The sequence below is a fragment of the Rhodococcus jostii NBRC 16295 genome (genome assembly GCF_001894825.1).
GTDB lineage: Bacteria > Actinomycetota > Actinomycetes > Mycobacteriales > Mycobacteriaceae > Rhodococcus_F > Rhodococcus_F jostii.
On sequence record NZ_BCWY01000005.1, the window covers coordinates 196,851 to 220,601 of the forward strand.

The window sequence follows — 23,751 nt, forward strand, 5'->3', positions numbered from 1 at the left end:
GGGTAACGGGTGGATGTTCACTAGGTATTCGACGCAACTCCCACATCGGATGGGAGAGAATGCGCTACGCCCGTTCCATCCGCACGAAATACCGATTCGCATGTTCCAGAACGTCGATCACCCGAAGTCCCGCCGCGCGTGCCACCGCGGCCATGGCCGTGACCCCCACACCGGCCCAGGCGAACCACTCGCCGACGAGATGCTCCGTCTCCCAGCGCAAGAGGTCGTAGCGGACTCCGGCGGTGCTCGGTGGATCCACCTCCGCTATCACGATTCCGTGTGGTTGCAGCAGTTCCCGCGCGCGACGGAGCACCCGAACCGGTTCTCCGCCGATGCCGATGTTGCCGTCGGCGAGGAGCACCCGGTCCCAGTGACCGGACCGCGGCAGCGGCGCGAAGATGTCCCGATGCAACGCGAAGCCCCCGCGTCGGATGGTCAATTGCACTGCAGTGAAGGAAGAGTCGACACCCAGTGCCGTGACGCCGGCGGACACGAGCGCCGCGGTGAGTCGCCCCGGACCGCACCCGAGATCGACGGTCGCGCCGTGGCACCCGGTGAGCATCACACGGTCGGCGATCCGATCGGAGAGGGAGGCCGCGTCGCCGCCCATCCACCGGCCGAGCGGCAGGGCGCGGCGCGTTCCTCGTGCATCCCGCACCCAGCACGGGAGCCCAGCCGACGCGCGTCGCAGCAGAAGGTCCGTGGACACGTCGGTTCTCATCGTGAGCCCCGCACCTCGTCGCCGTTGCGGGACAGTGCGAGTCGGATGGCATACGCCACGGCGGACACCGCGAAGAACGCGGCGGTGAGCAGAAGCCAGCGGGCCTGGAACGGTTCCTGCGTCAACCCCGTCGCGGCGAGGTACGCGTCGGCGCCCTGCTCGATGATCCCCGGCAGGAAGAGGAGCAGCGTCAGCCCGGACGCAAGAGCCGGTATGCGAATGTAGTTCAACGCCGGAACCGACCGGGGGCGTCGACGTCTCCGGCCGCGCATCGCGTCGAGTCCCGACCTCAGGGATCGGTCGGCGAGCGCGTACAGCGGGAACAGCACGAGGTCGTGGGCGATCACCGCGCCGAGAAACCACACGGCGATGGACTTCCACCACACGTCCGGATTCCACAGGGTGTCCGGCCCGACCACCGCGACCGCGTATCCCGCGAGTGCGAAGCTGAACAGCACGGCCAGCAGGTGCAGTGGGTTGGCGCCGTAGAAGCGGGCGAATCGGCGCATCTCACTCCTCCCGGAATTCGATGGCCTGCACCCACTTGGTGTTGTGGACACCGGGCAGGGCGGGGACGATGATGCGGGCCGGATAGCCGTGGTCGAGGGACAGTTCCGCGCCGTTGACGTCGAGGGCGAGCAGGGCATCGGCGTCGCCCACCTGATCGGCGGTGAGTACCGCCTGGTTGAACGCGCCGGACTTTTCCAGCGACGTCACCTTCGCCGAGCCGAACGCCGTCACCCCGGCGGCAGTCGCGAGATCACGCAGCCTCACCCCGGTCCACGTCTCGGTGGTCGACCATCCCTCGACGCACGCGATGGGAAGCGACGCGCTGTGCAGCGTCATCGCGTGCAGTTGATTCCGGCTCAGCTGCACCGGCGCCGCACCACCCGTCACCGACAGTCGCCACGTGTCGTCCGTTTGCTCCGGGGTGATCTGCGCGGCCGCCGCTGTGCGGTTGATCTGAAAGTCGTTGGGGCCGTCGCCGTACGAGCGGCCGCGGGGGAGAAGCAGCGCGGCATTGCGCAGGAACCCGCCGGTGGTCTGCCCGACCGACAGGACGGCGACGAGGGCGGCGCCGCCACCGACCAGGGCGAGCGCGCCGCGCCGGCTCATCGTCGGCGGGGTCGGATCGTCGGCGACGAGGCCGTTGTCGTCCGGTGGCTCGGGCCGTGTGTCGGCGCGAGACGTGCGCAGGACGTCGCGGAACGAACGCGAACGCAGCGACCGGACCATCAGCGGCACCTTCAGCACGGTGTGCGTGACGAAGCCGGCGATGAACACCCACGCGCCCCAGTAATGGGCCGTATAGAAGTCGAAGCCGAAGATGTAGTCGTACTGGATGTTCAGGACGCCGGTGATGATCTCGAACAGGGCACCGCCGACCAGGGCGATCAGCGACAGTCGCTCGAGAGCCTGGGCCGCCGACCGCACCGGCGGGAACACGAACAGCTTGGGGATCACCGACCACAGCTTCGCGAGGACGATCGGAACCAGGATCAGTCCCAGACCGACGTGCAGTCCCTGCGTCAGCCGGTACAACCACGTCGGCCGGGTGGGCCAGGCGAAGTACGGCAGGTGCAACCAGCCGACGTCGCCCGGCCGGGCCTGCCCGAACTGCGGTCCGTACGCGATGTACGACAGCAGGCCCGTGACGACGACGATGGGCAGCCCGATCAGCAGAACCAGACCGAACACCGAGGTCAGCCACGGTCCGCGCAGTGGACTGCGTAGCCGTGGGCCGCGAGAGTTACCGGACATGGTCGGAACTCAGGGGGAGACTGCGGGCTCGGGGTGGTCGCTCATGGTGAATCTGTCCCTTCGGCTCGAGGGCCTCGAACGTCACAGGTAATTCGGTGCCGGTGCTATGGGGGACGGGTCCCCCCCTGTGAGTACTTGTCAACCGCGGGCGGTTGACAAGTACTCACGGGTGCGAGGCACCGTGCCGGATCTCGTCGCGGGGCTGGTCGTAGCGCACCATCTCGTATCCGATCATCGCGAGCAGGACCGCAGTGAGCACGCCCAGTGTGGCGAGGGCGGGGATGTGCCAGACGACGGGAATCAGCGCGATCAGCACGATCGCCGTCACGACGCGCGGCACGGTGACCGACCTCGTCGCGTACGCCTTGAACGCGACGAGCGCGAGGAGGTACAGCGCCGCCCCACCGAACAGCGCGATCAGCGGCCACCCGTACAGCGGGTCGGTGAGCCGGTGATGGTTGCCGTCGCCGACGTACGACAGGATCTTCTTCAACCCCAGCGACAGCATGACGACCCCGATCACCATCGGCAGGTGCAGAAAGCTGTAGCAGTTCCGGGCGATCTTGATCTGACGCGCACCGGTCGCCTCCTCGAACGCGTGCTCCACGGCCAGCGACGTGACGTCGAAGTACGACCACCACAGCAGTCCCGACACCGCGAGTCCCAGCAACGAGGCGACGATGATCGCCCACGAGATCGGGAGGCTGGCGACGCCGATGCCGATCGACACGATCGACTCGCCGAGCGCGACGATGATGATGAGCCCGTGCCGTTCGGCGAAGTGGCTCACCGACCGCAACCGCCAGTCGGTGCCGCCGATGAGGGTGCCCACGTAGTCACCGGCGAGGGCGAGGATCCACATCACTGTCTGAGCCGTGCCGGTGAGCTGTGACGCGATGAGCAGGAAGACGGTGCCGGTGACCATGCTCGGCGCGAAACGCAGCACCTGGCCGCGCAGTTGCGGGTCGGTGCGGCTGATGACCCAGAACATCACCAGGTGCAGCAGCCGGACGACGAAGTAGCCGAGGGCGAAGATGACGGGACCGTCGAGTCCGCCCGCCAGGTCGTCGAACGCCTCGGGGATGGTCAACGCGGTGATGAACATGGCACCCATCGCGCCGAACATCACCAACCGCACGATGCCCTCGTCGGCGCGCACGAGGTTGCAGAGCCAGGCGTAGCCCACCCAACTCCACCACAGGACGGCCATCACCAGGGCGCCGCGCAGCAGGTTGACCCCGGTGGGGTCCTCGGCCATCAGGTCGGTGACCCGGGTGAGCGCGAAGACGAAGACGAGGTCGAAGAACAGCTCGAGCGGCGATACCGACGCACGCTCTTCGACGAGACGGGGACGGAAACGATGGGCGAAGGTCACGAGGAGAATGCTGCCACCGGAAGGCGGCACGGGAAAGTCAGACGAGCCGCGACCCGTGAGTACTTGTTAACCACGGGCGGTTAATAAGTACTCACGGGCGGCGGAGCCGCATTTACTTGACGCCGCCGGCGGTGAGGCCGGACACGATGCGGCGCTGGAGGAGCAGGACGATGATCACGAGCGGGATGGTGACGACGGTGCCGGCCGCCATCACGGACGTGAACGGTTCCTCGTGCGGTTTGCTTCCCGCGAACTGCGCGATGGCGACGGTGGCCGGCTGGGTGATGTCGTTCGACAGCTGACTCGAGATCAGGTATTCGTTCCACGACGCGATGAACGCGAGGATCGCGGTGGTGAACAGGCCGGGTGCGGCCAAGGGCAGCAACACCATTCGGAAGGCCTGCCGCCTGCTGGCCCCGTCGATCCGGGCCGCTTCCTCGAGTTCCCACGGGAGTTCCTTGAAGAACGCGGTGAGGGTGTAGATGGTGAGGGGCAGCACGAAGGAGATGTTCGGGATGATCAACGCCTGATACGTGCCGAACCAGCCCATCGACGTGAACAGCTGGAACAGCGGTGTCAGGACGGCGACACCCGGGAACATCGATGCGGCCAGGATGATGCCGAGGACGGCGTGCTTGCCCCGGAACTGCAGCCGCGCCAGGGCGTAGGCGGTGCCGACGCCGACGACGAGACCGATCGCGGTGGTGACGGCGCCGATGATGGTGCTGTTGACGAGTGCCCTGCCGAAGTGGTTGCCCGCCTCCGTCGAGAACACGCTCGCGAAGTTCTCCAGCGTGACGTGGGTGGGCCACGGGGTGGTGTCGAACGTGTAGTCGGAGTGCCGGAAGGCGGTGACGACCATCCAGTAGACGGGCGCCAGACCCCAGACGACGATCACCGCCAGGCCCAGGTAGGTGCGGATGGATGCGAGCGACGGTCCCCGGCGCCGGCGTGCCACCGTGGGCCGGGGTATCCCCGGTGTGACGACTGCTGTGGACATGGGTCAGGCCTTTCGCTGCTGCTCTTGGGTGTCGATCACGTTGACGCCCATCACCTTCACCAGTGCGTAGGCGACGGCGAAGATGAACAGGAACGTGATCGTGGAGAGGGCGGACGCGCTGTTGAAACCCTGGCGCATCTGGTCGATCACCAGGATCGACAGCGTGGTGGTGGCTGTGCCGTCGCCGCCACCGCCGCCGGTGAGGATCGCCGGAAGGTCGTAGATCCGCAGGACGTCGAGGACGCGGAAGAGGACCGCCACCAGAATGGCCGGCTTGATGAGGGGCAACGTGATCGACCGGAACCGCTGCCAGGCGTTGGCACCGTCCATCCGGGCGGCCTCGTATACCTCGGCGGGCACCATCTGCAGTCCGGCGAGGATCAGCAACGCCACGAACGGTGTGGTCTTCCAGGCGTCGGCGATCACGACGGCGAACCGTGCGGGCCAGGTGTCACCGGTCCACAGGATCTCTGTGCCGAGCAGTTTGTTGGCGATGCCGTCGTAGGCGAATACGAAGTACCACAGTTTCGCGGTGACGGCGGTCGGGATCGCCCAGGCCACGAGGATGCTGGTGCGCAGCAGTGCGCGACCGCGGAACGCCCGGTTCATGATGGTGGCGAACCACAGTCCCAGCGCGACCTCGATGACGACCGTGACGATGGTGAAGAACACGGTGACCCACATCGACTGCCAGAACAGCGATCCGAGGGTGCCGCCGGGGCAGGACACCGACGCGCCGGTCGTGTCGGTGCACCGCTGGAACAGCCAGTGCGTGTAGTTCGACAGTCCCGCGAAACCCCGGTCGACGAACTTGCCGGTGGCGGGATCGATCGTCGGGTCCTTGAACAGCGACATCACCATCGCGCTGACCACCGGGTACAGGACGACGATGCCGAGCAGGATCATGGTGGGCAGGATCAGGAACATCGCTGCCTTGCCGGGGCCCTTCCTCGGGCGCGCGGGTTCGGGTTCCCCGGCCCTCCCGCGGTCCCGGTGCGGAAGAGAGGGGCTCTCCTCGAGTGAGAGTTCGTGAACGGTCATCGGATAACTCCTCTAGGACCCGGCCGCGGCGATCGCGGACTGGATGTCGGCGGCGGCCTGGTCCACCGTCTTCTCGCCTTTGATCGCGGCGTAGGCGTTGTTCTGCACGGCCCGGGTGACCGCGGGGTAGAACGGGGTGACCGGCCGGGTCACGGCGTTCTCGATCGACGTCTTCAGTGTCGGGAGGTACGGATACTGCTCGATCAGGTCCGGGTCGTCGTAGACGTCGGCGCGGACGGGGGCGAGCGATCCCTGCGAGAGGAAGAACGACTGCGACTTCTTCTCCAGGAAGAACTTCAGGAAGTCCGACGCGGTGGCCTTGTGCTCCGAGTACACGTTGATCGCGGCGCTGTGCCCGCCGAGTGTCGAGTGCCCGGGCCCGCTCTTCCCCGGCAGTGGCGCCACCGCGAATTTGCCCGCCACGGCGGAACTGCCCTGGCCGTCCATCAGGCTGTACGCGTACGGCCAGTTGCGCATGAACAGCAGATCGCCGCTCTGGAACGCCTGCCGTGCCTGCTCTTCCTGGAACGTGACGGATTCGCGGGGGATCGCACCGGAGCGGTAGGCGTCGACGAGCGACTGCAGCCCCGCCTTGGCCTCGGGGGTGTTCATCGTGGGGGTCACGCCGTCCGGTCCGAGGATCGACCCGCCTGCCGTGTTGATGGCCTCGGAGGCGTTGACGGTCAGCCCCTCGTACTTGGCGTACTGTCCGGCATAGCAGCCGATTCCGGCTTGCTGCGCGGTCCCGCACGTGCCGATCAGTTCGTCCCACGTCGCGGGCGGATGGTCCAGCAGGTCGGTCCGGTAGTAGAGCAGCGCGCCGTCACTGGTCTGCGGCGCGGCGTAGAGGACGTCCCCGTACGTGGCGCCCGCGACCGTCGCCGGAAGCAGGCCGGACGTGTCGATCGCCATCGGGCCCTCGAGCGGTTGCAGCCATCCGCGGGCCGCGAACTCGGCCGTCCACACGACGTCCACGTTGGCGACGTCGTAGCCGGAATCGCGGGACTGGAAGTGCTGCACCAGGTCCTCGTGCTGCTGGTCGGCCTGGTCGGACTGCTCCTTGAACGTCACCTCCTCCCCGGGGTGGGTGGCGTTCCATTCGTCGATGAGCGGCCGGATGACGTTCGAGTTGTCCTTGCCCTGCACGTAGGTGATGGGCCCGCGGCCGTCGAGATTCTCCTTCTCCGCCTGCGCGGCGGCGTCGATGCCCTGATCGGCGCAGGACGTCGCCGCGAACAGGACGCCGACGGCCACCGCGCAGGCGGCGATCCGCTTCATCGTGATTCACCCGTGCCCGGTTCCGACAGCCACACCGCGGTGTCGGTGGGGAGCATGCCGCCGGTGATGCCGGCGACCGAACCGAGCACGACGGTCAGTCCTTCGGGAAGTGCGATCGGTTCCGTGCCGGTGTTCACCCAGCACTGCACCGCGCCGCGTGCGAACGCGAGCACGTCGCGGGGTGTGTCGAGCCACTCGACGGCATGCGGGGTGTCGAAGAAGTCGCGTCGCAGTGCCAGCGCCTCGCGGTACAGCGTGAGGAACGACTCGGGATGGCCGGCCTGCGCCTGCGCGGTGTGTGGGGCCCAGTGCCCGGGCTGCGGAAGCCAGGTGTCCTCCTCCGCGTCGAACGGGGAGAAACCGTACGGCACTGCGTCGTTCGACCACGGAATCGGGACCCGGCAGCCGTCACGACCGCAGTCGGTGAAGCCGGTCTGGAACCACGTCGGATCCTGACGGACGTCGTCGGGAAGGTCCTCGACCTCTTCCAGTCCGAGTTCCTCGCCCTGGTAGATGTATGCGGTGCCGGGCAACGCCAACTGCAGGAGAGCGGCGGCGCGGGCCCGACGACGGCCGAGTTCGTGATCGGGTTCCTCGAGCGCCCAGCGGGCGCGCTCCCAGTCGGTTTCGACGAGGTGGTCGGGCTGTGAGCGGGAGTAGCGGGTGACGGTGCGGGGCACGTCGTGGTTGGAGAGCACCCATGTTGCGGGTGCGCCGACGGTGGCCGCCTGCTCGAGCGCGTCGTCGATCACGGCGCGAATGCTCGCGGAACGCCAAGGGGCGCGCAGGAAGTCGAACTGGAACGCCGTGTGGAGTTCGTCGGGGCGCAGGTAGCGGGCCAGGCGATCGTTGCTGGGCACCCACGCCTCGGCGACGAAGACGCGGTCGGCGTACGTGTTGGCGACGGCCCGCCAGCCCCGGTACACCTCGTGGACGGCGTCCTGATCCCACGCGGGGTGCGGGTCGGTGTGCTGCGAACCGGCAAGGCGCTCACCGGCGTCGGGCAGTGCGGGATCCTTGGCCAGGCCGTGGGCGACATCGATGCGGAAGCCGTCGACGCCCTTGTCGAACCAGAAGCGCAGGATGTCCTCGAACTCCGCGCGGACCTCGGGGTGCTCCCAGTTGAGGTCGGGCTGGCCTTGGGCGAACAGGCGCAGGTACCACTCGCCGGTGTCCAGGCGGCTCCACGCGGGACCGCCGAATGCGCTCTGCCAGTCGTTGGGCGGCTGGTCACCGGCCGGGCCGCGACCCGGCCGGAAGATGTACCGGTCGCGGGCGCCCGGCTCGTCGCGCAGTGCGGCCTCGAACCAGCGATGGGCACTGGACGTGTGGTTGGGCACGATGTCGAGGATCACGCGAATGCCCAGCTCATGGGCCTCGGCGATGAACGCCTCACCCTCCGCGAGCGTGCCGTACGACGGCTCGATGTCACGGAAGTCGGCCACGTCGTAGCCGGCGTCCTCCATCGGCGACGGGTACCAGGGATTGATCCACACGGCGTCGACACCGAGGTCGGCGAGGTAGGGCAGCTTGGACCGCAAGCCGGTGAGGTCGCCGATGCCGTCGCCGTTCCCGTCGGCGAAGCTGCGGATGTAGACCTGGTAGACGACGGCTGTCTTCCACCAGGCTTCTGGGTGCCGGCTCGCGACGGTGGTTGCGGTCGACTCCACGGACTGGGTCATCGAATCTCCTCGGTGTGGGGATGGGATGGGAAATGTGATGCGTAAACGTTTGCGTAAATAGCGTGAGGCACGTCACAGGGGGCTGTCAACTCGAACAGGGTGATTTCTTTTGCGCACTACAGCGGCGCGGGAGCTGTGAGGAAACTACGCAAATATTTGCGTTGCTCGCTTACTGTGGAAACGTGATTCCCAAGCAATCCGTCAACATGGCCGACGTCGCGCGCCGCACCGGAGTCTCGATCGCCACCGTGTCGCGCGCGTTGCGCGGCGAGCGGGGCGTGTCCGAAGCGACGCGTCTGCGAATTCAGCGGGTCGCGGACGAGTTGGCGTACGTCATCTCACCCGAGGCGTCGAAGCTGTCGGGCGGCGCGACGGGCCGGGTGGCCGTCGTGGTGCCGTGGATCGACGCCTGGTTCTATTCGAAGATTCTCGCCGGCATCGAGCACGAACTCCGCGCCGCCGACCTGGACGTGTTGCTGTACTGCCTCGAGGAGTCGTCCCAGCGCGAATCGTTCTTCGAGCGGCTTCCGTTGCGCCGCAAGGTCGATGCCGTCATCGCCGTGGCATTTCCGCTGACCGGGCCGGAGCGGGCGCGGCTCGAGGAGATGGACGTGACCGTGGTCGTCATCGGCGCGCACGCCGGTGCGTTTCCGTCCGTCCGGATCGACGACGAACTCGCCGCGCGCCAGGCCGTCGGGCACCTGATCAGGATCGGCCACACCCGGATCGGAATGATCCGCACGGTGGACCCGGAAGGCCGGTCGTGGGAGGGCGACATCGCCCGGGTGACGGGTTTCCATGCCGCACTCACCGGCGCCGGACTGGACGACGACTGCACCGTCACCGTTCCCTGGGGAATCGACGGCGGCGAGCGCGGCATGGAACTGCTGCTCAGCCGCGCCGAGGTGCCCACCGCGGTGTTCTGCCATTCGGACGAGGTCGCCGTCGGAGCCCTGCGCACGCTGCGACGTGCAGGTATTCCCGTCCCGGCCGGGATGTCGGTGATCGGCATCGACGACCACCCGACGGCCGAGCTGGCCGACCTCACCACCGTCCGGCAGCCGGTGGGCGAGCAGGGGGCGGCGGCCGGCAGGGTGGTCGTGGAACTGCTCGGTGGCCGTGAACCGACGGAACGGGCGGTCGTGCTCCCGACCCACCTGGTGGTTCGGGGCTCGACCGCCCGCCCTCCGGAACTCTGACGTCAGCCCACCAGACGCTCACCCGTAGCGTCGGTGGCGAAGAGGTGGGCGTGGGCCTCGTCGACGCGGACGTGCACGACCTGCCCCTTCTCGGGCGGGTTGCGCCAGTCGACCCGGGCGACCAGGCTCTCGGTCCGCCCGTTGACGGTGGTCCGGCCGAACACGAACGCCTCGGAGCCGAGTTCCTCGACGACGTCGATCTCGAGCTTCAGGCCGCCGGTGTCGGCGATCTCGACGTGCTCGGGCCGGATCCCGAAAATCACCTCGCTGCCCGCCGCGGTGAGAGCGTCGCGGGGAACGGGAACCAGCTGGTCGCCGATCTGCACGCCGCCGTCGGTGACGGGCACGGTGAACAGGTTCATCGACGGTGAGCCCATGAAACCGGCGACGAAGACGTTCGCCGGCCGGCGGTACAGCTCGCGGGGGGACGCGCACTGCTGCAGCACGCCGCCCTTGAGGACCGCCACCCGGTCGCCCATCGTCATGGCCTCGACCTGGTCGTGCGTGACGTAGACGGTGGTGGTGCCGAGGCGGCGCTGCAACTGTGCGATCTGCGTCCGGGTCTGCACCCGCAGCTTCGCGTCGAGGTTCGACAGCGGCTCGTCCATCAGGAATACCTGTGGCTGGCGAACGATGGCTCGCCCCATGGCAACTCGCTGTCGCTGCCCGCCCGACAGGGCCTTCGGTTTGCGGTCCAGGTAGTCGCGGAGGTCGAGCATGTCGGCGGCTTCCCCGACGCGCCTGCGGATTTCGGACTTGTCGGTGCCCGCGAGTTTGAGGGCGAAGCCCATGTTCTCCGCGACCGTCATGTGGGGGTAGAGCGCGTAGTTCTGGAAGACCATCGCGATGTCGCGGTCCTTGGGTTCGGAATGCGTGACGTCGCGGCCGCCGATCAGGATCTGCCCGCCGTCGACCTCCTCGAGGCCGGCGAGCATCCGCAGCGACGTGGACTTGCCGCAGCCGGACGGGCCGACGAGAACGAGGAACTCGCCGTCCTCGATGTGCAGGTCGAGTTGATCGACCGCGGGAACGTCGGACCCGGGAAAGAGTCTGGTCGCGCGGTCGTACGTGATTGTTGCCATGAGAAATGAATCCCTCCACCGGCAGGAACGTGCCGGACGATCCGAGTGTCAGGGGCGCGCCGGCTTGTGCCGACGGGAGAGAACTATGGCGCAGATCACAGGGCTTGTCCACTCGAGCGCCCGCCATCCACGTCCCTTCGGACGAACGGGACGCTCGTTGCGTCAGATCGAACGAGCGTCCCGTTCGTCCAGCGGCGGGCGACTTCGACATCCCGCGTAGTGAACGACTGAATACTTCCGTATTGCGCAAGCGGCATCGAAGTGCGCAACAAATGCAGGCAATGCCTGGCAGTTTTGGATGTGACTCTTGCCACAGTTAACGATTATTGATTTACTCCTCTCACGCCGATGGCGGCGGGAATCGCGCGCCTCGGCAGTTCTGCCACAACTCGGTGGCGCAATGGAGGAGGTTCGATGAGCGTCGACGAACTGGGCCGGGCAATCACTACGCGGACGGGCGGGAGGGTGTCGTCGCGACGGGCGTGGATCGTCGTCGCGCTTCTGTGCGGATTCTTGATCGTCAACTACGCAGACAAGATCGTCGTCGGCCTGGCCGGCGCCGACCTCATGCGTGACATGGACATCGACGCGCAGCAGTTCGGGATCATTCAGAGCAGCTTCTTCTGGTGCTTCGCGGCCGGGTCGATCCTCGGCAGCATTCTCATCGGCCGGGTGAAGGCGAAGTACCTGCTCGCCGGGACCGCGGTGCTGTGGGTGCTCAGTCTCCTGCCGATGGTGTGGAGTGAGAGTTACGAGGTGCTCATCGCGTCCCGGATGATGCTCGGATTTGCGGAAGGGCCGGCCACTGCGATGGCCGTCGCGGTGGCGCACACCTGGTTCACCGCGGATCGCCGCACGATTCCCACCTCGGTCATCGTCGCCGGTGCCGGACTCGGTCCGGTGATCGCGGCTCCGGTGCTCACCATGGTCATCGTCAATCAGTCGTGGCACGCGGCCTTCGCGGTGCTGGTGATTGCCGGGCTCGTGTGGGTGCCGTTGTGGTTGCAGTTCGGGCGTGAAGGCGGCGTCCTCGACGCGCTCACCGTCGAGGAGGCTGTCGGCGACGCACGGATGTCGTGGTCGAGCATCCTCCGGAACCGCACCGTGCTGGGTGTCGCTGTCCTGATGTTCGCGACGTACTGCAGCAGTGCCGTCAAGATCAGCTGGCTGCCCCTGTACCTGCACAACGGACTCGGCTACGACAAGGAAACCGCCGGAACGCTGGTCGCTCTGCCGTATGCGGCGACGGCGATCCTGGTGGTTGCTGCGGGCGTCGCGTCGCGGATGATGACCAAGCGGGGGGTCGCGAACCGGATGTCGCGCGGCGTGCTGCCCTCGCTCATGCTGGCGAGCGCGGGCGTGAGCACGGTCGGATTCGCGCTGCTCGACCGCGGGCTGCTCAACCTCGTCTTCATCATCTTCGGTGCCTCGCTGGCCGGCGCGGCGGCGGGTGTCACCTTGACGGCGGTCTCCGACGTCGTCGCCCCCCGGCAGCGCGGAGCGGTGCTCGGGTTCATCGTCGCCGTGTACAGCAGCGCCGGTGTCATCTCGCCGCTCGTCCTCGGGCACATCGTGACCTCGGCCGCGACTCCGGCCGCCGGCTACCGCGAGGGGTTCCTGATTCTCGGCGGCGTCATGGTCGTCGGCGCGATCGTCAGCGTTCTGTTGATCAACCCGGACCGGGACTCGGCGACCAACTCCCGGTGACGCGGGCCGGGTCGGTCGGTTTCATCATTCATCCACCAGCGAGAAGAGGTTCGTATGAAGATCAAGGGCGCGATCCTGCGCGGAGCCGGACGGGATTGGGAGATCGAGGAATTCGATCTCGGCGATCCGATTGCGGGGGAGGTGCAGGTACGTATCGCTGCGTCCGGGCTGTGTCATTCGGATCATCACTACCGGAGCGGTGACCGTACTCCGCCGTTCTTTCCGATGCTCGGCGGTCACGAGGGCTCCGGTGTGGTGACGAAGGTCGGTCCGGGTGTCACGACCGTGGAGGAGGGCGATCACGTCGTCCTCGCCTTCACACCGGCGTGCGGTATCTGCGGGCCGTGTGCTCGGGGGATGCAACACCTGTGCGACAAGGGCGCGGCGATCGGCACCGGCCGCGCGATCTCGGACGGTTCGTTCCGGACGACGTCCGGCGGCAGTCCCGTCTACGCGATGGCTCTGGTGGGTGCCTTCGCCCCCTACGTCACCGTCCACAGCGCTGCGGTGATCAAGATCGAGAAGGACATCCCGCTGAACAGGGCGGCGTTGCTGGGATGCGGAGTGTGCACGGGATGGGGTTCGGCGACGGAAGCCGGTGGTAGCCGGGTGGGCGACACGGTGGTGGTCGTCGGCTGCGGTGGCATCGGGATCAATGCCGTCCAGGGCGCCGCACATTCGGGTGCACGGTTCGTCATCGCCATCGACCCGGTCGAATTCAAGCGCGAACAGGCTCTCGCGTTCGGAGCGACACACGCGTTCTCGTCGATGGCCGAGGCGGCCGACCGGATCCGCGACCTGACGTGGGGCCAGATGTCCCATGTCACGGTGCTCACCGTCGGTGTCATGGACGGCGAGATGATTCAGCCGGCACTCGACCTGACCGCGAAGGGCGGCACGGTGGTCGTCACCGCCGTCGGCCCCACCGATGCAGGCAAGACGAGCATCGATCTGGGAATGCTGTCGATGCTCGAAAAGCGCATTCAGGGAACGATCTTCGGCGGTGCCAGTCCGCGGACGCAGGTTCCGAAACTGTTGAACCTGTACCGGAGTGGATCGCTGAAGCTGGACGAACTCGTGACCCGGACGTACCGCCTCGAGGACATCAATCAGGGCTACGACGACATGCTGTCCGGCAAGAACCTGCGCGGTGTCATCGAACTCTCGGATGCGGATTACTGAGAACGACGGCCGGCATTGCCACTTTAAGGATGCATCCTTAAAGTGGCGTTTGTGACTCGGACCACAAGTGAGGTGGAAACCGGGTGCCGGCCGATGAACCACCCGCCTGGAGTCACCCGATGCATCCCGAGCTCGTTCTCGCCACATCCTCGAAGGAGTAGAAGCATGCAGACGACCTACGCAACCACGGCCCCCGTGCTGTCGCCGTTCGGACCGCTGGTCGCGCACCCGCCCCACGACACGTCGGGGTACGAGCGGATCACCGTCCACCCGGTCGCCCCGACCATCGGCGCCGAGATCGGTGGCGTCCGGCTGGGTGGTGACCTCGACGAACAGACGATGGCGGAGATCAAGACGGCCCTGCTCGACTGGAAGGTGCTGTTCTTCCGCGACCAGGACATCTCGCGGGCGGACCATCGCGGATTCGCCTCGCGCTGGGGCGATCTCGAACAGCACCCGTTCTTCAAATACGTGCAGCCCTGTCAGACCGACGTGGACGTCGCGACGTTCGCCAAGGACATGGCGAACGTCGGCACCGAGAACAACTGGCACAACGACGTCACCTGGCACGCCCAGCCGTCGCTGGCCGCGGTGTTGCGCGCGGTCGAGATTCCGCCGGTCGGTGGTGACACCCTGTGGGCGGACACCGGCGCGGCCTACGACATGTTGCCCGAGGATCTCCGTGACCGCATCGATCACCTCGTTGCCGAACACGACTGGATCCACACGTTCGGGAAGGGGATGCCGGGGGACGCCGTCGATGCGTTGCGGCCGCACCTGCCCGCCGTGCAGCATCCGGTGGTGCGGGTGATTCCGGAGACGGGGCGCCGCGTGCTGTTCGTCAATATCGCCTTCACCCAACACATTCTGGACGTCTCGCCGTCCGAGTCGGACGAGATCCTGAGCCGCCTGTATCGGCACATCTCGCGTCCGGAGTTCCAGGTTCGGTTGCGGTGGCGTCCGAACACCATTGCCTTCTGGGACAACCGGACCTGTCAGCACTACGCGTCGAGTGACTACCACCCGGCGCGGCGCGTGATGGAGCGGATTTCCATCGTCGGCGACCGCCCGGTTGGGGTGACCCGATGAGCGCGCCGAAGACCGCGGGAATCGACTGCGACTTTATCGAGTACAAGGAGCTCTTCGTCGGAGGGCGGTGGGTGACACCGGCCGGGTCGGACGTCATCGAGGTGGTGAATCCGCACAACGGTGAACCGGTGGGACGGGTTCCGCATGCGAGCCGCGCCGACGTCGACGCTGCGGTCGCGGCTGCACGCGACGCCTTCGATCACGGTGCGTGGCCGCGACTTCCCCTCGAGGAACGGCTGTCGGTCCTGATGCGGCTGAGCGAAGGACTGAAAGCGCGGGTCCCCGAAATGGCGCGCCTGATCACCCGGCAGAACGGCTCGCCGATCCGCTGGAGCCTGGCCGCGCAGGCGGCGGCACCGGCCGCCATGTATGCCGTTGCGGCGCAGATCGCCCGCAGCTTTCCGTTCGAGGAACGCCGTGATGGCTTGAAGAATCCGGTGCTGATCCGCCGCGAGCCCGTGGGTGTCGTTGCGGCCGTGGTTCCGTGGAACGTTCCCGAGTTCGTCACTTCGCTGAAGTTGGGACCGGCGCTGGCTGCGGGGTGCGCCGTGGTGCTCAAGCCGTCACCGGAGACCCCGCTCGACGCCAATCTGCTGGCCGAGGTCGCGGAGGAGGCGGGACTGCCGGCCGGAGTGCTCAGCGTGCTGCCGGCGGGCCGCGAAGTCAGCGAGTACCTCGTGTCGCATCCCGGCATCGACAAGGTCTCGTTCACCGGTTCCGTGGCGGCCGGAAAGCGTGTGATGGAAGTGGCCGCAGGCAATCTCACGAGAGTGACCCTCGAACTCGGGGGAAAATCCGCGGCACTGATCCTGCCCGACGCAGACCTGGACGCAGCGGTCGCCGCGATCACCGCCGCCTCCTGGACGCTGAACAGCGGCCAGGCGTGCGTCGCCCTCACCCGGGTCCTGGCGCCGCGCAGTCGCTACGACGACGTGGCCGAGCGGCTGACGGCCGCGGTGTCGGCTCTCGTGGTCGGTGATCCGCTGGATCCGGCCATCCAGGTGGGGCCGATGGTGACGCGCCGGCAGCAGGAGCGCAACCTCGACTATCTCCGCATCGGACTGGAGGAGGGTGCCACCCTGCTCGCCGGGGGCGGCGTTCCCGACGGCCTCGAAGGCGGCTGCTACGTCCGGCCCACCCTGTTCGGCGACGTCGACAACTCCATGCGGATCGCGCGGGAGGAGATCTTCGGGCCGGTCGTGTGTCTGCTGCCCTACGACGACGAGGACGACGCGGTCCGGATCGCCAACGACTCCGACTTCGGTCTCTCCGGTGCCGTGTTCACGGCCGATCAGGACCACGGTATCGAGATCGCGCGGCGGATCCGCACAGGCACGATCACCGTCAACGGGTTTGCCACCGAGCCGACGGCGCCGTTCGGCGGATACAAGCACTCCGGTATCGGCCGGGAGATGGGCGCCGACGGTCTCGCGTCGTTCCTGGAGTCCAAGACCATCGCCCTGCCCGTGCGGTAGTCCGCCCGTACTGCTCCCCAGTCGGTTGGTTAACGAGTATTGACATATGTTCAGATATTGTTAGTCTCGGTAACTAGACGCCATCGCGCGCATGTCGGCCTGCAAACGGCTGATTCAGGCGGCGCGGCGCGTGGTGCAGTGCGCATCGCCAGGTGAACGAATAAATACTTCACACAGTCGTACCGCGGTGGTTTCCCGACGCAACGTCCCCACCGCATCCGAGAAAGGGATGAGCCAGTATGTACCTGACTCAGGGATTGCATCGGTCCGTCCAGCAGAACCCCGAGGGGATTGCCGTGATCGGCGAATCCGGGGACATCACCTTCCGCCAACTCGAGGGGCGGGTGGCGCGGATCGGTGGCGGACTACGCGGACTCGGGGTCCGGTCCGGTGATCGCATCGGAATGCTCGCGACGAACTGCACGGAGTACGTCGAGTTCACCTTCGCGTGCCCGTGGATCGGCGCGGTCGCGTCGCCGGTGAACAACCGGTGGAGTCTCGACGAGATGGCGTTCCAGATCGAGGACGCCGGCATCTCGGTTCTCCTCGTGGACGCCCCGCGACTGGTGCAAGCGCTCGAACTCCGTGATCGGTGCCCCCTTCTGGAGACGGTGATCTGCTTCGGCGGCACCACGCCGGCGCAGGGTGTCGTCGATTACGAGCGGCTGATCGAATCGTCCGGGCCGGTGTCGGATGTCCGCATCGACCCCGATGCGCTTGCGGTGCTGATGTATACGGGCGGGACGACGGGGCGGCCCAAGGGCGTCATGCTCAGTGCTCGCCAGATTCTCACGTCCGCGTTCGGCGCTCTCGCCAGTGTCGGCTTCCCTAATACTGCGGAACGCTGCCTGCATATCGCGCCGCTCTTTCATCTCGCGGCGTTCGCCGGCATGATCCAGCAGGCGATGCTGGGTGCGACCCACGTCGTCATCGGTGATTTCACGGTCGAGGGTCTGGTCGAGACGATCGCAGCCAAGCAGATCACGATGACGACACTCGTCCCGACGATGGTCCCCTGGATGCTCGACCACGCCGAGCGGACCGGTGCGTCACTCAGCAGTCTCCGGTACATCGGGTACGGTGCCGCTCCGATGCCCGAAGCCGTGCTGACCAGGTTGCTGACGGCGCTCCCGCACGTCAAGTTGCGCCAGGGGTACGGAATGACCGAGCTCGGTCCCGTCGCCACCATCCTGCGCGACGAGGACCACCACGACCGCGACCATCCCGAACGTCTCCGGTCCGTCGGCCGGGCCGCCTCCCATGCGGAGGTCATCGTGGTGAACAAGGACGGCGTGGAACAGCCACGGGGGACGGTCGGCGAGGTCGTGGTCCGGGGTGCCCACGTGATGATGGGCTACTGGAACAACCCGGTCGAAACGCAGAAGGCTGTGCAGGACGGCTGGATGCACACCGGCGACATGGGATACATGGACGAGCACGGGTATCTCTTCCTGGTCGACCGGCTCAAGGACATGATCGTCTCCGGTGGTGAGAACGTGTACAGCGCCGAGGTGGAGGCGGCGATCCACCGCCATGTGGCGGTCGCGAGCTGTGCCGTCATCGGCGTGCCCGACGAGGTATGGGGTGAACGTGTGCACGCGGTGGTCGTGCTCGTGCCCGGGACGAGCCTGGCCGCGGAGGAACTGCGCGACTTCGTCGGCGAGCGGATCGCACGATACAAGGCACCGCGGACCGTCGAGTTCGTGGAGCAGCTGCCGCTCTCGCCCGTGGGGAAGATCCTCAAGCGGGTACTGCGTGAGGCGTACACCTCGTGACCGTCGTCGCGCATTCGTACGATCTCGACGCCGCGCCCGACTGGTTCACCCGCGCCACGGCCGTCGAGCCCGAGCTGGGAACTGTCGACGTCGACGGTGCGCGGATCTCGTATCGGGTGTGGGGGCAGCCCGGCGGGAATCCCGTGATCCTCATCCACGGGGGAGCCGCGAATGCACGGTGGTGGGATCATGTCGCCCCGCTGCTGAGTGACGGGCGGCGCGTGGCCGCACTCGACCTGAGCGGGCACGGCCACAGCGACCACCGGTCGTCGTACCGCCGCAGTCGGTGGGCCGACGAGGTGATGGCCGTCGCCGGGATCGTCGGGCCTCGTCCGGTCGTGGTCGGGCACAGCCTCGGTGGGTTCGTCGCACTCGAGACAGCGGGGCATTACGGCTCCGAACTCGCGGGCACCGTGGTGGTGGACTCGCCGGCCCGGACGGTGCGCCCGGTCTTCGACGCCGAACGGGAACGCCGCATGCGCCGGAAGCTCCGGGTGTACGAGAGCGAGGGCGCCATCGTCGCGCGATTCCGTCCGGACCCGGAGGACACTCCGCTGCCGCGGTACCTGCGAAACTACCTCGGCTCCCGATCGATTCGCGAGACGTCCGGGGGTTTCACCTGGCAATTCGATCCTGCGATTTCGATGGCCGGCGGGATGATCGTCGACGAGGTGGTTCCGCCCTCGTGTCCGCTCGCACTCATCCGAGGTGAGCGCGGGATGCTCAGCCGCGAGATGAGTCGCGCGCTGGCCGACGAGATCGGTCCCGACACGATCGAACTGGAGATACCGGACTCCGGCCACCACATCATGCTCGAGCAGCCGCAGGCATTGGCGGCGGTGTTGGAAACGCTGTCCCGGAACTGGTCCATCTGCAGACCCACGAACACGGCGGAGTGACATGAGTACGAATACATCGAAGAAAGGTCCCTTGGCGGGATTACGCGTCCTCGAACTCGGCGGCATCGGCCCCGCCCCGTTCGCCGCGATGATGCTGGCGGACATGGGCGCAACGGTCATTCGCCTGGTTCGAGGAAGAGGCTGGGACAAACATCCGATCCTCAACCGCGGCCGCGTGACGATCGAGGTCGACCTCAAGAATCCGGAGTCGATCGAGGCGGTGCGCAAGATCGCGCAGGGATGCGACGCGGTTGTCGAGGGATTCCGGCCGGGCGTCGCGGAGCGACTCGGACTCGGCCCCAAGAACCTTCACGCGCTCAATCCGGCGCTCGTCTACGGCCGGATGACCGGGTGGGGGCAGGACGGGCCGTGGGCGTCGGCGCCCGGGCACGACATCAACTACCTCTCACTGACCGGCGGCCTCCACGCCATCGGTCCCAAGGACAGCGATCCGGTCCCACCACTGAATCTGGTGTCCGACTTCGGTGGCGGCGGAATGCTGCTGGCTTACGGCATCGTCTGCGCGCTCACCAATGCCCAGAAGGCCGGTGAGGGACAGGTCGTCGACGCCGCGATGGTCGACGGTACGTCGCTGCTCCTCGCCATGACGTACGGCTTCCTGGCCGACGGGTCCTGGCGCGACGAGCGAGGCTCGAACATGCTCGACGGTGCCGCGCCGTTCTACCGGACCTACCAGTGCGGGGACGGCCTTCACATGGCGGCGGGATGCGTGGAGCCGCAGTTCTATCGCGAGTTCCTGCGGGTCCTCGGCCTGGCGGACGACCCTCTTTTCGCCGACCAGCACGACCGCACCCGGTGGGAGGAACAGGGCGTCCGCATCGCGGCGCTGTTCGCCACCCGAACCCGTGCCGAGTGGGAGCAGGCGTTCGCCGACACCGAGGCGTGCACCACGCCGGTGCTGTCGCTGAGCGAGGCCCACCGCCACCCGCACATGGCGGCGCGTGCCACCCTCGCCGAACACGACGGCATCGTTCAGCCGATGCCCGCGCCCCGATTCAGCGGCACTCCCGCTTGCGCGCCGGAACCTCAGGCAGCGTCGGCACCGAGCATCGAGGCAGCCCTGGCGGAAGTCGGCTTCTCCGCCGAGGAAGCGAGCAGGGTGGTCGCGGCCGGAGTGCTCGCCGCGCCGGATACAGGGGCCTTCGCAGAGCGCCGGCTCGTCAGATGACCGCGGTCGGGTGGGTTCCCGCACAGGGCTCGGCCAGGACCGCGTGCGCGAGCTGGTACAGGTCGTCGCCCAGCCGGGGACGCCGCCCGACTCGTCGTGACCGGACCGATTCGGTGACCAGCCCGGTGATGGCGGTGACCAGTGCCGTTGCTTCGGGGTGGGACAACTCGCTTCGAGTGACGGCGAGGCAGTGCGTCCACTCCTCGTTGAAGAGGCGCACTCGTTCCTTGCGCTTGGCCATCGCTTCGGGGACGTGATGCAACTCCGACAGACTCACGGCGATCAGGTCGGAATTTTCGACGCAGATGGTGACGTAGGACCGCAGGAGCCGATCGAGTGCGTGCGCCGCCGACGTGGCAGGCGCCAAGGCGTCGCTCAGTCCGAGGACCACCCGTTCGGATGCCCGTTGGATCGCCGTCGCGAGGATGTCTTCCTTGCTCTCGAAGTGCCGGTAGGACGCGCCCGCAGTCACTCCTATCGCCTCGGCGATGTCTGCCATCGACACCCCTCTGAAGCCGCGTTCCCGGAACATCGTGATCGCCGTGCCGAGAATCTTCTCGCGCCGCGACGACCGTTCCCACCCGCCGACTGCCGGCGAGTCGTCGAATTCGGCTATATCGGCGGGAGCCAGCCGGACATCGACCAACTGCATCACCATCGTCGACACGAGTTCGACGAGGCGCGCATGGGGAACCTTGTCCTTCGCCCTGCTCGCTCCAGCGATCAGCCCGCACGACGCGCGCACATAGATGGAGGATTCGGACGCGCCGAGGTCGGGCCGGACCTCGGCGATGACGGGGGTCCAGGCCTGAATCAACGCCTGCCAGCGCTTGGCGACCTCGGCAAGGCGATCCTCGTTGAGGTACCACAGACTACGAAGGCACACGGCCAGCTCGGCCGGCCGATCGAGGGCGAGGTCGACCGCAGCGGTGACGAGACGGCTCAGGGTGGATACATCGGAATCCGTGTCGGCGATCGCCGCCTCCGACACGGCGACCATGCTGTCGAGGAACTGCAGTCCGATTTCGGCGAGCAGAGATTCCTTGCCGGAGAAGTGCCGGTAGATGGCGGGACCGCTGATCCCGATTTCGGCACCGATGTCGTCGATGCCGACACCGCCGTATCCCCATTGCTGAAACAGGCGCGCTGCCGTGCGCAGAATCTCGTCCCGTCGCTGAGCAGCGGGAACGCGAGGGGCTCGGGTCCGCGTGGTGGTGGACGCGGCCCGCGGCTCTAACGGCCCCATGCGCGAGCCCACCCTCGGTAGCGGAAGTTCATGCGCTCAGTCTAATGGGTCGGCACCCGCCTCATTGTGAACGTTTATGTACCTAGATTCCTGGATTGATCGGCCCCCGCTGCCGCATATCACGGCGCAGCGCGCCGAGCTCTTCGAATGTAAGTTAACGAATATTGACTTGATATACGTGGAGTGATTATCGTGGCTCCACGGAAGGCAGAGGCCTTCGCCCCTCTCCGGCCGGTTCGGACGGCCGGTCGTATTCGCTCCAACCCCAGGAGATCTCCGCAATGGACGACATCACTTTCGACATCGCCGACGGCGTCGCGACGATCACCCTCGACCGGCCGGAGGCGAAGAACGCGTTCACCCTCGACATGATCGACGAGTGGGCGGACTTCGTGGCCGGCGCGCGCAGGGACAGTTCGGTGGGTGCACTCGTGCTGACAGGTGCCGGCGACGCGTTCTGTGCAGGCGGAGACCTGAGCGTGATCGCCGGGATGGACGAATCACCGCTTGTGGGCAAACGGGTACTCACCGAACACATTCATCGCGTCGCGCTCGCGATGGACGAATTCGACAAGCCGACCATCGCCGCGGTCAACGGCGTCGCGGTCGGCGCAGGTATGGACATGGCGCTCATGTGCGACATGCGGTTCATGGCGCGAAGCGCGCGGATGAGCGAGGGGTACATTCGGCTGGGCCTCGTGCCGGGCGACGGAGGAGCTTATTACCTCCCCCGCATCGTCGGAGTGGCGAAAGCGTTGGAGCTCTTGTTCTCCGGAGATTTCGTGGATGCCGACGAGGCGCTGCGCATCGGCCTCGTCACCAGGGTCGTCGACGACGAGACGCTGCTGAAGGAAGCTCAGGCTTTCGCCGCCCGACTCGCCGCCGGCCCGCCCCTCGCCACACGCATGATCAAGCGCAGCGTCTACCACGGGCTGAACAGCGATCTGCGCACCAGCCTCGATCTCATCTCGTCCCACATGGGTCTCGTCGCCACGAGCGAAGACGCACGCGAGGCACTCTCCGCTATGCAGGAACGGCGAGCACCGACATTTCAGGGGCGCTGACGCGCATCGAATTCTCTACTGCGGCCGTCGCGGCGTCTCGAGACGCCGCGACGGCCGTTTTCCGCGTTCACGACCGCACCAGTGCCACGAAGGCGCTCGCTGCGGGCGACAGCGGATCGTGCCGGTGGTAGAGGACGCACGAACGAAGCGGTGGGAGGTCGATGCGCCGGATCTGAGCGCCCATGCTCGCCGCCGCCATGGCTTCGGGTGCCGACAGCACCGCCGCGCCGACGCCCTCGAGCAGGAGCGGCAGGATGACCTCCCGGTGTTCTGTCTCCACCACGAGAGTCGGCAGCGGCAGGTTCGCCGAAGCCACTTCCGCGACGAAAGCCTGTTGGCTCGCCGACCTTTCCGGGAGGCCGATGATCAGCGGAAACCGGACGAGGTCCGCGAGATCCACGGTGTCGCCCGCGGGGATGTCGGTGGTTTTCGGGGAGAACGCGACCATCAGGTCCGAGACCGGGATCTCTATCGACGAGTGCTTCGGGAACGGCCCGGGGTGATCGGTCAGGAGCAGTTCCGCCTCCCCGCGACGCAGTGTCTCGAATCCCTCGACTCCGAAGGGCGCGTGCTGCAGGCGCACGGTCACGTCGGGATAGCGCCGGCGGAACCGAACGAGCAGTGGTGCAAGGGGGTCGACCGCCAGGCCGTGCACCACCGCGAGGTCCAGGCGTCCCGTGTGCAGAGACTCCACGCTCTGGACGGCCGCACGGGCGTTGTCGAACGACCGCAAGGTTTGCCGCGCGGGGCCGACCAGGGCGCGCCCCGCGGGGGTGAGTGTCAGGCGGCGACCACGAACGAACAGTGGTGTGTCGAGAGTCTTTTCGAGTTCCCGGATCGACTGGGACACGGCCGGCTGACTCACGTGCAGCCTGCGTGCGGCCTCCGAGATGCTCTCGGAGTCGACGACGGCGATGAACTGGGCCAGATGGCGACGCTCCATAACTGAAACTTATCACCGATCAAGGCAGATCGGGCGTTTACCT

Annotated in this window: 20 protein-coding genes; 9 read left to right on the plus strand and 11 right to left on the minus strand. The window is 67.1% G+C overall.

Translation table 11 applies throughout. From position 1 onward, the window contains the following. Positions 1 to 64: 64 nt before the first annotated feature. The 8 genes from RJ1_RS06170 to RJ1_RS06205 form a co-directional block, all read right to left on the minus strand. Positions 65 to 721, minus strand: coding sequence for a methyltransferase domain-containing protein (locus RJ1_RS06170; RefSeq protein WP_073359075.1), 657 nt, complete (start codon positions 719 to 721; stop codon positions 65 to 67). Further along, positions 718 to 1,230, minus strand: coding sequence for a hypothetical protein (locus RJ1_RS06175; RefSeq protein ID WP_073359076.1), 513 nt, complete (start codon positions 1,228 to 1,230; stop codon positions 718 to 720). The genes RJ1_RS06170 and RJ1_RS06175 overlap by 4 nt, the downstream gene beginning before the upstream one ends. A gap of 1 nt (position 1,231) precedes the next feature. Further along, the gene (locus tag RJ1_RS06180; RefSeq protein ID WP_073359077.1) at positions 1,232 to 2,482 is read right to left on the minus strand and encodes a molybdopterin-dependent oxidoreductase; all 1,251 of its coding nucleotides are present in this window, start codon (positions 2,480 to 2,482) and stop codon (positions 1,232 to 1,234) included. Positions 2,483 to 2,645: 163 nt separating this feature from the next. Beyond that, a complete protein-coding gene (locus tag RJ1_RS06185; protein ID WP_073359131.1) occupies positions 2,646 to 3,857 on the minus strand; it encodes a low temperature requirement protein A in 1,212 nt (403 codons plus the stop codon). A gap of 112 nt (positions 3,858 to 3,969) precedes the next feature. Next, the gene (locus RJ1_RS06190; RefSeq protein ID WP_073359078.1) at positions 3,970 to 4,857 is read right to left on the minus strand and encodes a carbohydrate ABC transporter permease; all 888 of its coding nucleotides are present in this window, start codon (positions 4,855 to 4,857) and stop codon (positions 3,970 to 3,972) included. Positions 4,858 to 4,860: 3 nt separating this feature from the next. Continuing rightward, entirely contained in the window at positions 4,861 to 5,898 is a 1,038-nt protein-coding gene (locus RJ1_RS06195) for a carbohydrate ABC transporter permease (protein ID WP_073359079.1), read from the minus strand. A gap of 12 nt (positions 5,899 to 5,910) precedes the next feature. Continuing rightward, positions 5,911 to 7,176 carry an ABC transporter substrate-binding protein gene (locus tag RJ1_RS06200; protein WP_073359080.1) on the minus strand — a complete coding sequence of 422 codons (1,266 nt, stop codon included), beginning with the start codon at positions 7,174 to 7,176 and terminating at the stop codon, positions 5,911 to 5,913. Further along, positions 7,173 to 8,858, minus strand: a complete 1,686-nt coding sequence (locus RJ1_RS06205) for a glycoside hydrolase family 13 protein (protein WP_073359081.1) — start codon at positions 8,856 to 8,858, stop codon at positions 7,173 to 7,175. Before RJ1_RS06205 ends, RJ1_RS06200 begins: the two co-directional genes overlap by 4 nt. A 182-nt stretch (positions 8,859 to 9,040) precedes the next feature. On the opposite strand from RJ1_RS06205, the gene RJ1_RS06210 reads away from it, so the two are divergent. Beyond that, a complete protein-coding gene (locus RJ1_RS06210) occupies positions 9,041 to 10,057 on the plus strand; it encodes a LacI family DNA-binding transcriptional regulator (protein ID WP_073359082.1) in 1,017 nt (338 codons plus the stop codon). 2 nt (positions 10,058 to 10,059) lie between these two features. Here the strand turns inward: RJ1_RS06210 and RJ1_RS06215 are convergent, their stop codons facing one another. Then, the gene (locus RJ1_RS06215) at positions 10,060 to 11,139 is read right to left on the minus strand and encodes an ABC transporter ATP-binding protein (RefSeq protein WP_073359083.1); all 1,080 of its coding nucleotides are present in this window, start codon (positions 11,137 to 11,139) and stop codon (positions 10,060 to 10,062) included. A 414-nt stretch (positions 11,140 to 11,553) separates the two neighbouring features. On the opposite strand from RJ1_RS06215, the gene RJ1_RS06220 reads away from it, so the two are divergent. The 7 genes from RJ1_RS06220 (at position 11,554) to RJ1_RS06250 (ending at position 20,455) form a co-directional block, all read left to right on the plus strand. Beyond that, a complete protein-coding gene (locus tag RJ1_RS06220) occupies positions 11,554 to 12,846 on the plus strand; it encodes an MFS transporter (protein WP_073359084.1) in 1,293 nt (430 codons plus the stop codon). A 54-nt stretch (positions 12,847 to 12,900) separates the two neighbouring features. After that, the gene (locus RJ1_RS06225) at positions 12,901 to 14,028 is read left to right on the plus strand and encodes an NDMA-dependent alcohol dehydrogenase (protein WP_073359085.1); all 1,128 of its coding nucleotides are present in this window, start codon (positions 12,901 to 12,903) and stop codon (positions 14,026 to 14,028) included. A gap of 165 nt (positions 14,029 to 14,193) precedes the next feature. Further along, entirely contained in the window at positions 14,194 to 15,117 is a 924-nt protein-coding gene (locus RJ1_RS06230; protein ID WP_073359086.1) for a TauD/TfdA dioxygenase family protein, read from the plus strand. Further along, the gene (locus RJ1_RS06235) at positions 15,114 to 16,592 is read left to right on the plus strand and encodes an aldehyde dehydrogenase (protein ID WP_073359087.1); all 1,479 of its coding nucleotides are present in this window, start codon (positions 15,114 to 15,116) and stop codon (positions 16,590 to 16,592) included. The genes RJ1_RS06230 and RJ1_RS06235 overlap by 4 nt, the downstream gene beginning before the upstream one ends. A 239-nt stretch (positions 16,593 to 16,831) precedes the next feature. Then, positions 16,832 to 18,367, plus strand: coding sequence for a long-chain-fatty-acid--CoA ligase (locus RJ1_RS06240; protein ID WP_073359088.1), 1,536 nt, complete (start codon positions 16,832 to 16,834; stop codon positions 18,365 to 18,367). Next, positions 18,364 to 19,266 (plus strand): alpha/beta fold hydrolase, encoded by a 903-nt coding sequence (locus RJ1_RS06245; protein WP_073359089.1) that lies wholly within the window; start codon positions 18,364 to 18,366, stop codon positions 19,264 to 19,266. Before RJ1_RS06240 ends, RJ1_RS06245 begins: the two co-directional genes overlap by 4 nt. Before the next feature lies 1 nt (position 19,267). Next, positions 19,268 to 20,455 carry a CaiB/BaiF CoA transferase family protein gene (locus RJ1_RS06250; RefSeq protein WP_073359090.1) on the plus strand — a complete coding sequence of 396 codons (1,188 nt, stop codon included), beginning with the start codon at positions 19,268 to 19,270 and terminating at the stop codon, positions 20,453 to 20,455. Here the strand turns inward: RJ1_RS06250 and RJ1_RS06255 are convergent. Next, on the minus strand, positions 20,448 to 21,701 hold the full coding sequence (locus RJ1_RS06255) for a TetR/AcrR family transcriptional regulator (RefSeq protein ID WP_073359091.1): 1,254 nt from the start codon (positions 21,699 to 21,701) through the stop codon (positions 20,448 to 20,450). The genes RJ1_RS06250 and RJ1_RS06255 overlap by 8 nt on opposite strands. A gap of 281 nt (positions 21,702 to 21,982) precedes the next feature. Here RJ1_RS06255 and RJ1_RS06260 point away from each other — a divergent pair, with 281 nt between their 5' ends. Then, on the plus strand, positions 21,983 to 22,765 hold the full coding sequence (locus RJ1_RS06260) for an enoyl-CoA hydratase/isomerase family protein (protein WP_073359092.1): 783 nt from the start codon (positions 21,983 to 21,985) through the stop codon (positions 22,763 to 22,765). Between the two features lie 67 nt (positions 22,766 to 22,832). Here the strand turns inward: RJ1_RS06260 and RJ1_RS06265 are convergent, their stop codons facing one another. Further along, positions 22,833 to 23,708 carry a LysR family transcriptional regulator gene (locus tag RJ1_RS06265; protein ID WP_073359093.1) on the minus strand — a complete coding sequence of 292 codons (876 nt, stop codon included), beginning with the start codon at positions 23,706 to 23,708 and terminating at the stop codon, positions 22,833 to 22,835. Positions 23,709 to 23,751 lie beyond the last annotated feature (43 nt).

Excerpts from the sequence above, each read along its gene's own strand:
- RJ1_RS06170 (WP_073359075.1), bottom strand. The coding sequence starts at position 721 with ATGAGAACCGACGTGTCCACGGACCTTCTGCTGCGACGCGCGTCGGCT.
- RJ1_RS06175 (WP_073359076.1), bottom strand. The coding sequence starts at position 1,230 with ATGCGCCGATTCGCCCGCTTCTACGGCGCCAACCCACTGCACCTGCTG.
- RJ1_RS06180 (WP_073359077.1), bottom strand. The coding sequence starts at position 2,482 with ATGTCCGGTAACTCTCGCGGCCCACGGCTACGCAGTCCACTGCGCGGA.
- RJ1_RS06190 (WP_073359078.1), bottom strand. The coding sequence starts at position 4,857 with ATGTCCACAGCAGTCGTCACACCGGGGATACCCCGGCCCACGGTGGCA.
- RJ1_RS06195 (WP_073359079.1), bottom strand. The coding sequence starts at position 5,898 with ATGACCGTTCACGAACTCTCACTCGAGGAGAGCCCCTCTCTTCCGCAC.
- RJ1_RS06200 (WP_073359080.1), bottom strand. The coding sequence starts at position 7,176 with ATGAAGCGGATCGCCGCCTGCGCGGTGGCCGTCGGCGTCCTGTTCGCG.
- RJ1_RS06205 (WP_073359081.1), bottom strand. The coding sequence starts at position 8,858 with ATGACCCAGTCCGTGGAGTCGACCGCAACCACCGTCGCGAGCCGGCAC.
- RJ1_RS06215 (WP_073359083.1), bottom strand. The coding sequence starts at position 11,139 with ATGGCAACAATCACGTACGACCGCGCGACCAGACTCTTTCCCGGGTCC.
- RJ1_RS06220 (WP_073359084.1), top strand. The coding sequence starts at position 11,554 with ATGAGCGTCGACGAACTGGGCCGGGCAATCACTACGCGGACGGGCGGG.
- RJ1_RS06225 (WP_073359085.1), top strand. The coding sequence starts at position 12,901 with ATGAAGATCAAGGGCGCGATCCTGCGCGGAGCCGGACGGGATTGGGAG.
- RJ1_RS06230 (WP_073359086.1), top strand. The coding sequence starts at position 14,194 with ATGCAGACGACCTACGCAACCACGGCCCCCGTGCTGTCGCCGTTCGGA.
- RJ1_RS06235 (WP_073359087.1), top strand. The coding sequence starts at position 15,114 with ATGAGCGCGCCGAAGACCGCGGGAATCGACTGCGACTTTATCGAGTAC.
- RJ1_RS06240 (WP_073359088.1), top strand. The coding sequence starts at position 16,832 with ATGTACCTGACTCAGGGATTGCATCGGTCCGTCCAGCAGAACCCCGAG.
- RJ1_RS06250 (WP_073359090.1), top strand. The coding sequence starts at position 19,268 with ATGAGTACGAATACATCGAAGAAAGGTCCCTTGGCGGGATTACGCGTC.
- RJ1_RS06255 (WP_073359091.1), bottom strand. The coding sequence starts at position 21,701 with ATGGGGCCGTTAGAGCCGCGGGCCGCGTCCACCACCACGCGGACCCGA.
- RJ1_RS06260 (WP_073359092.1), top strand. The coding sequence starts at position 21,983 with ATGGACGACATCACTTTCGACATCGCCGACGGCGTCGCGACGATCACC.
- RJ1_RS06265 (WP_073359093.1), bottom strand. The coding sequence starts at position 23,708 with ATGGAGCGTCGCCATCTGGCCCAGTTCATCGCCGTCGTCGACTCCGAG.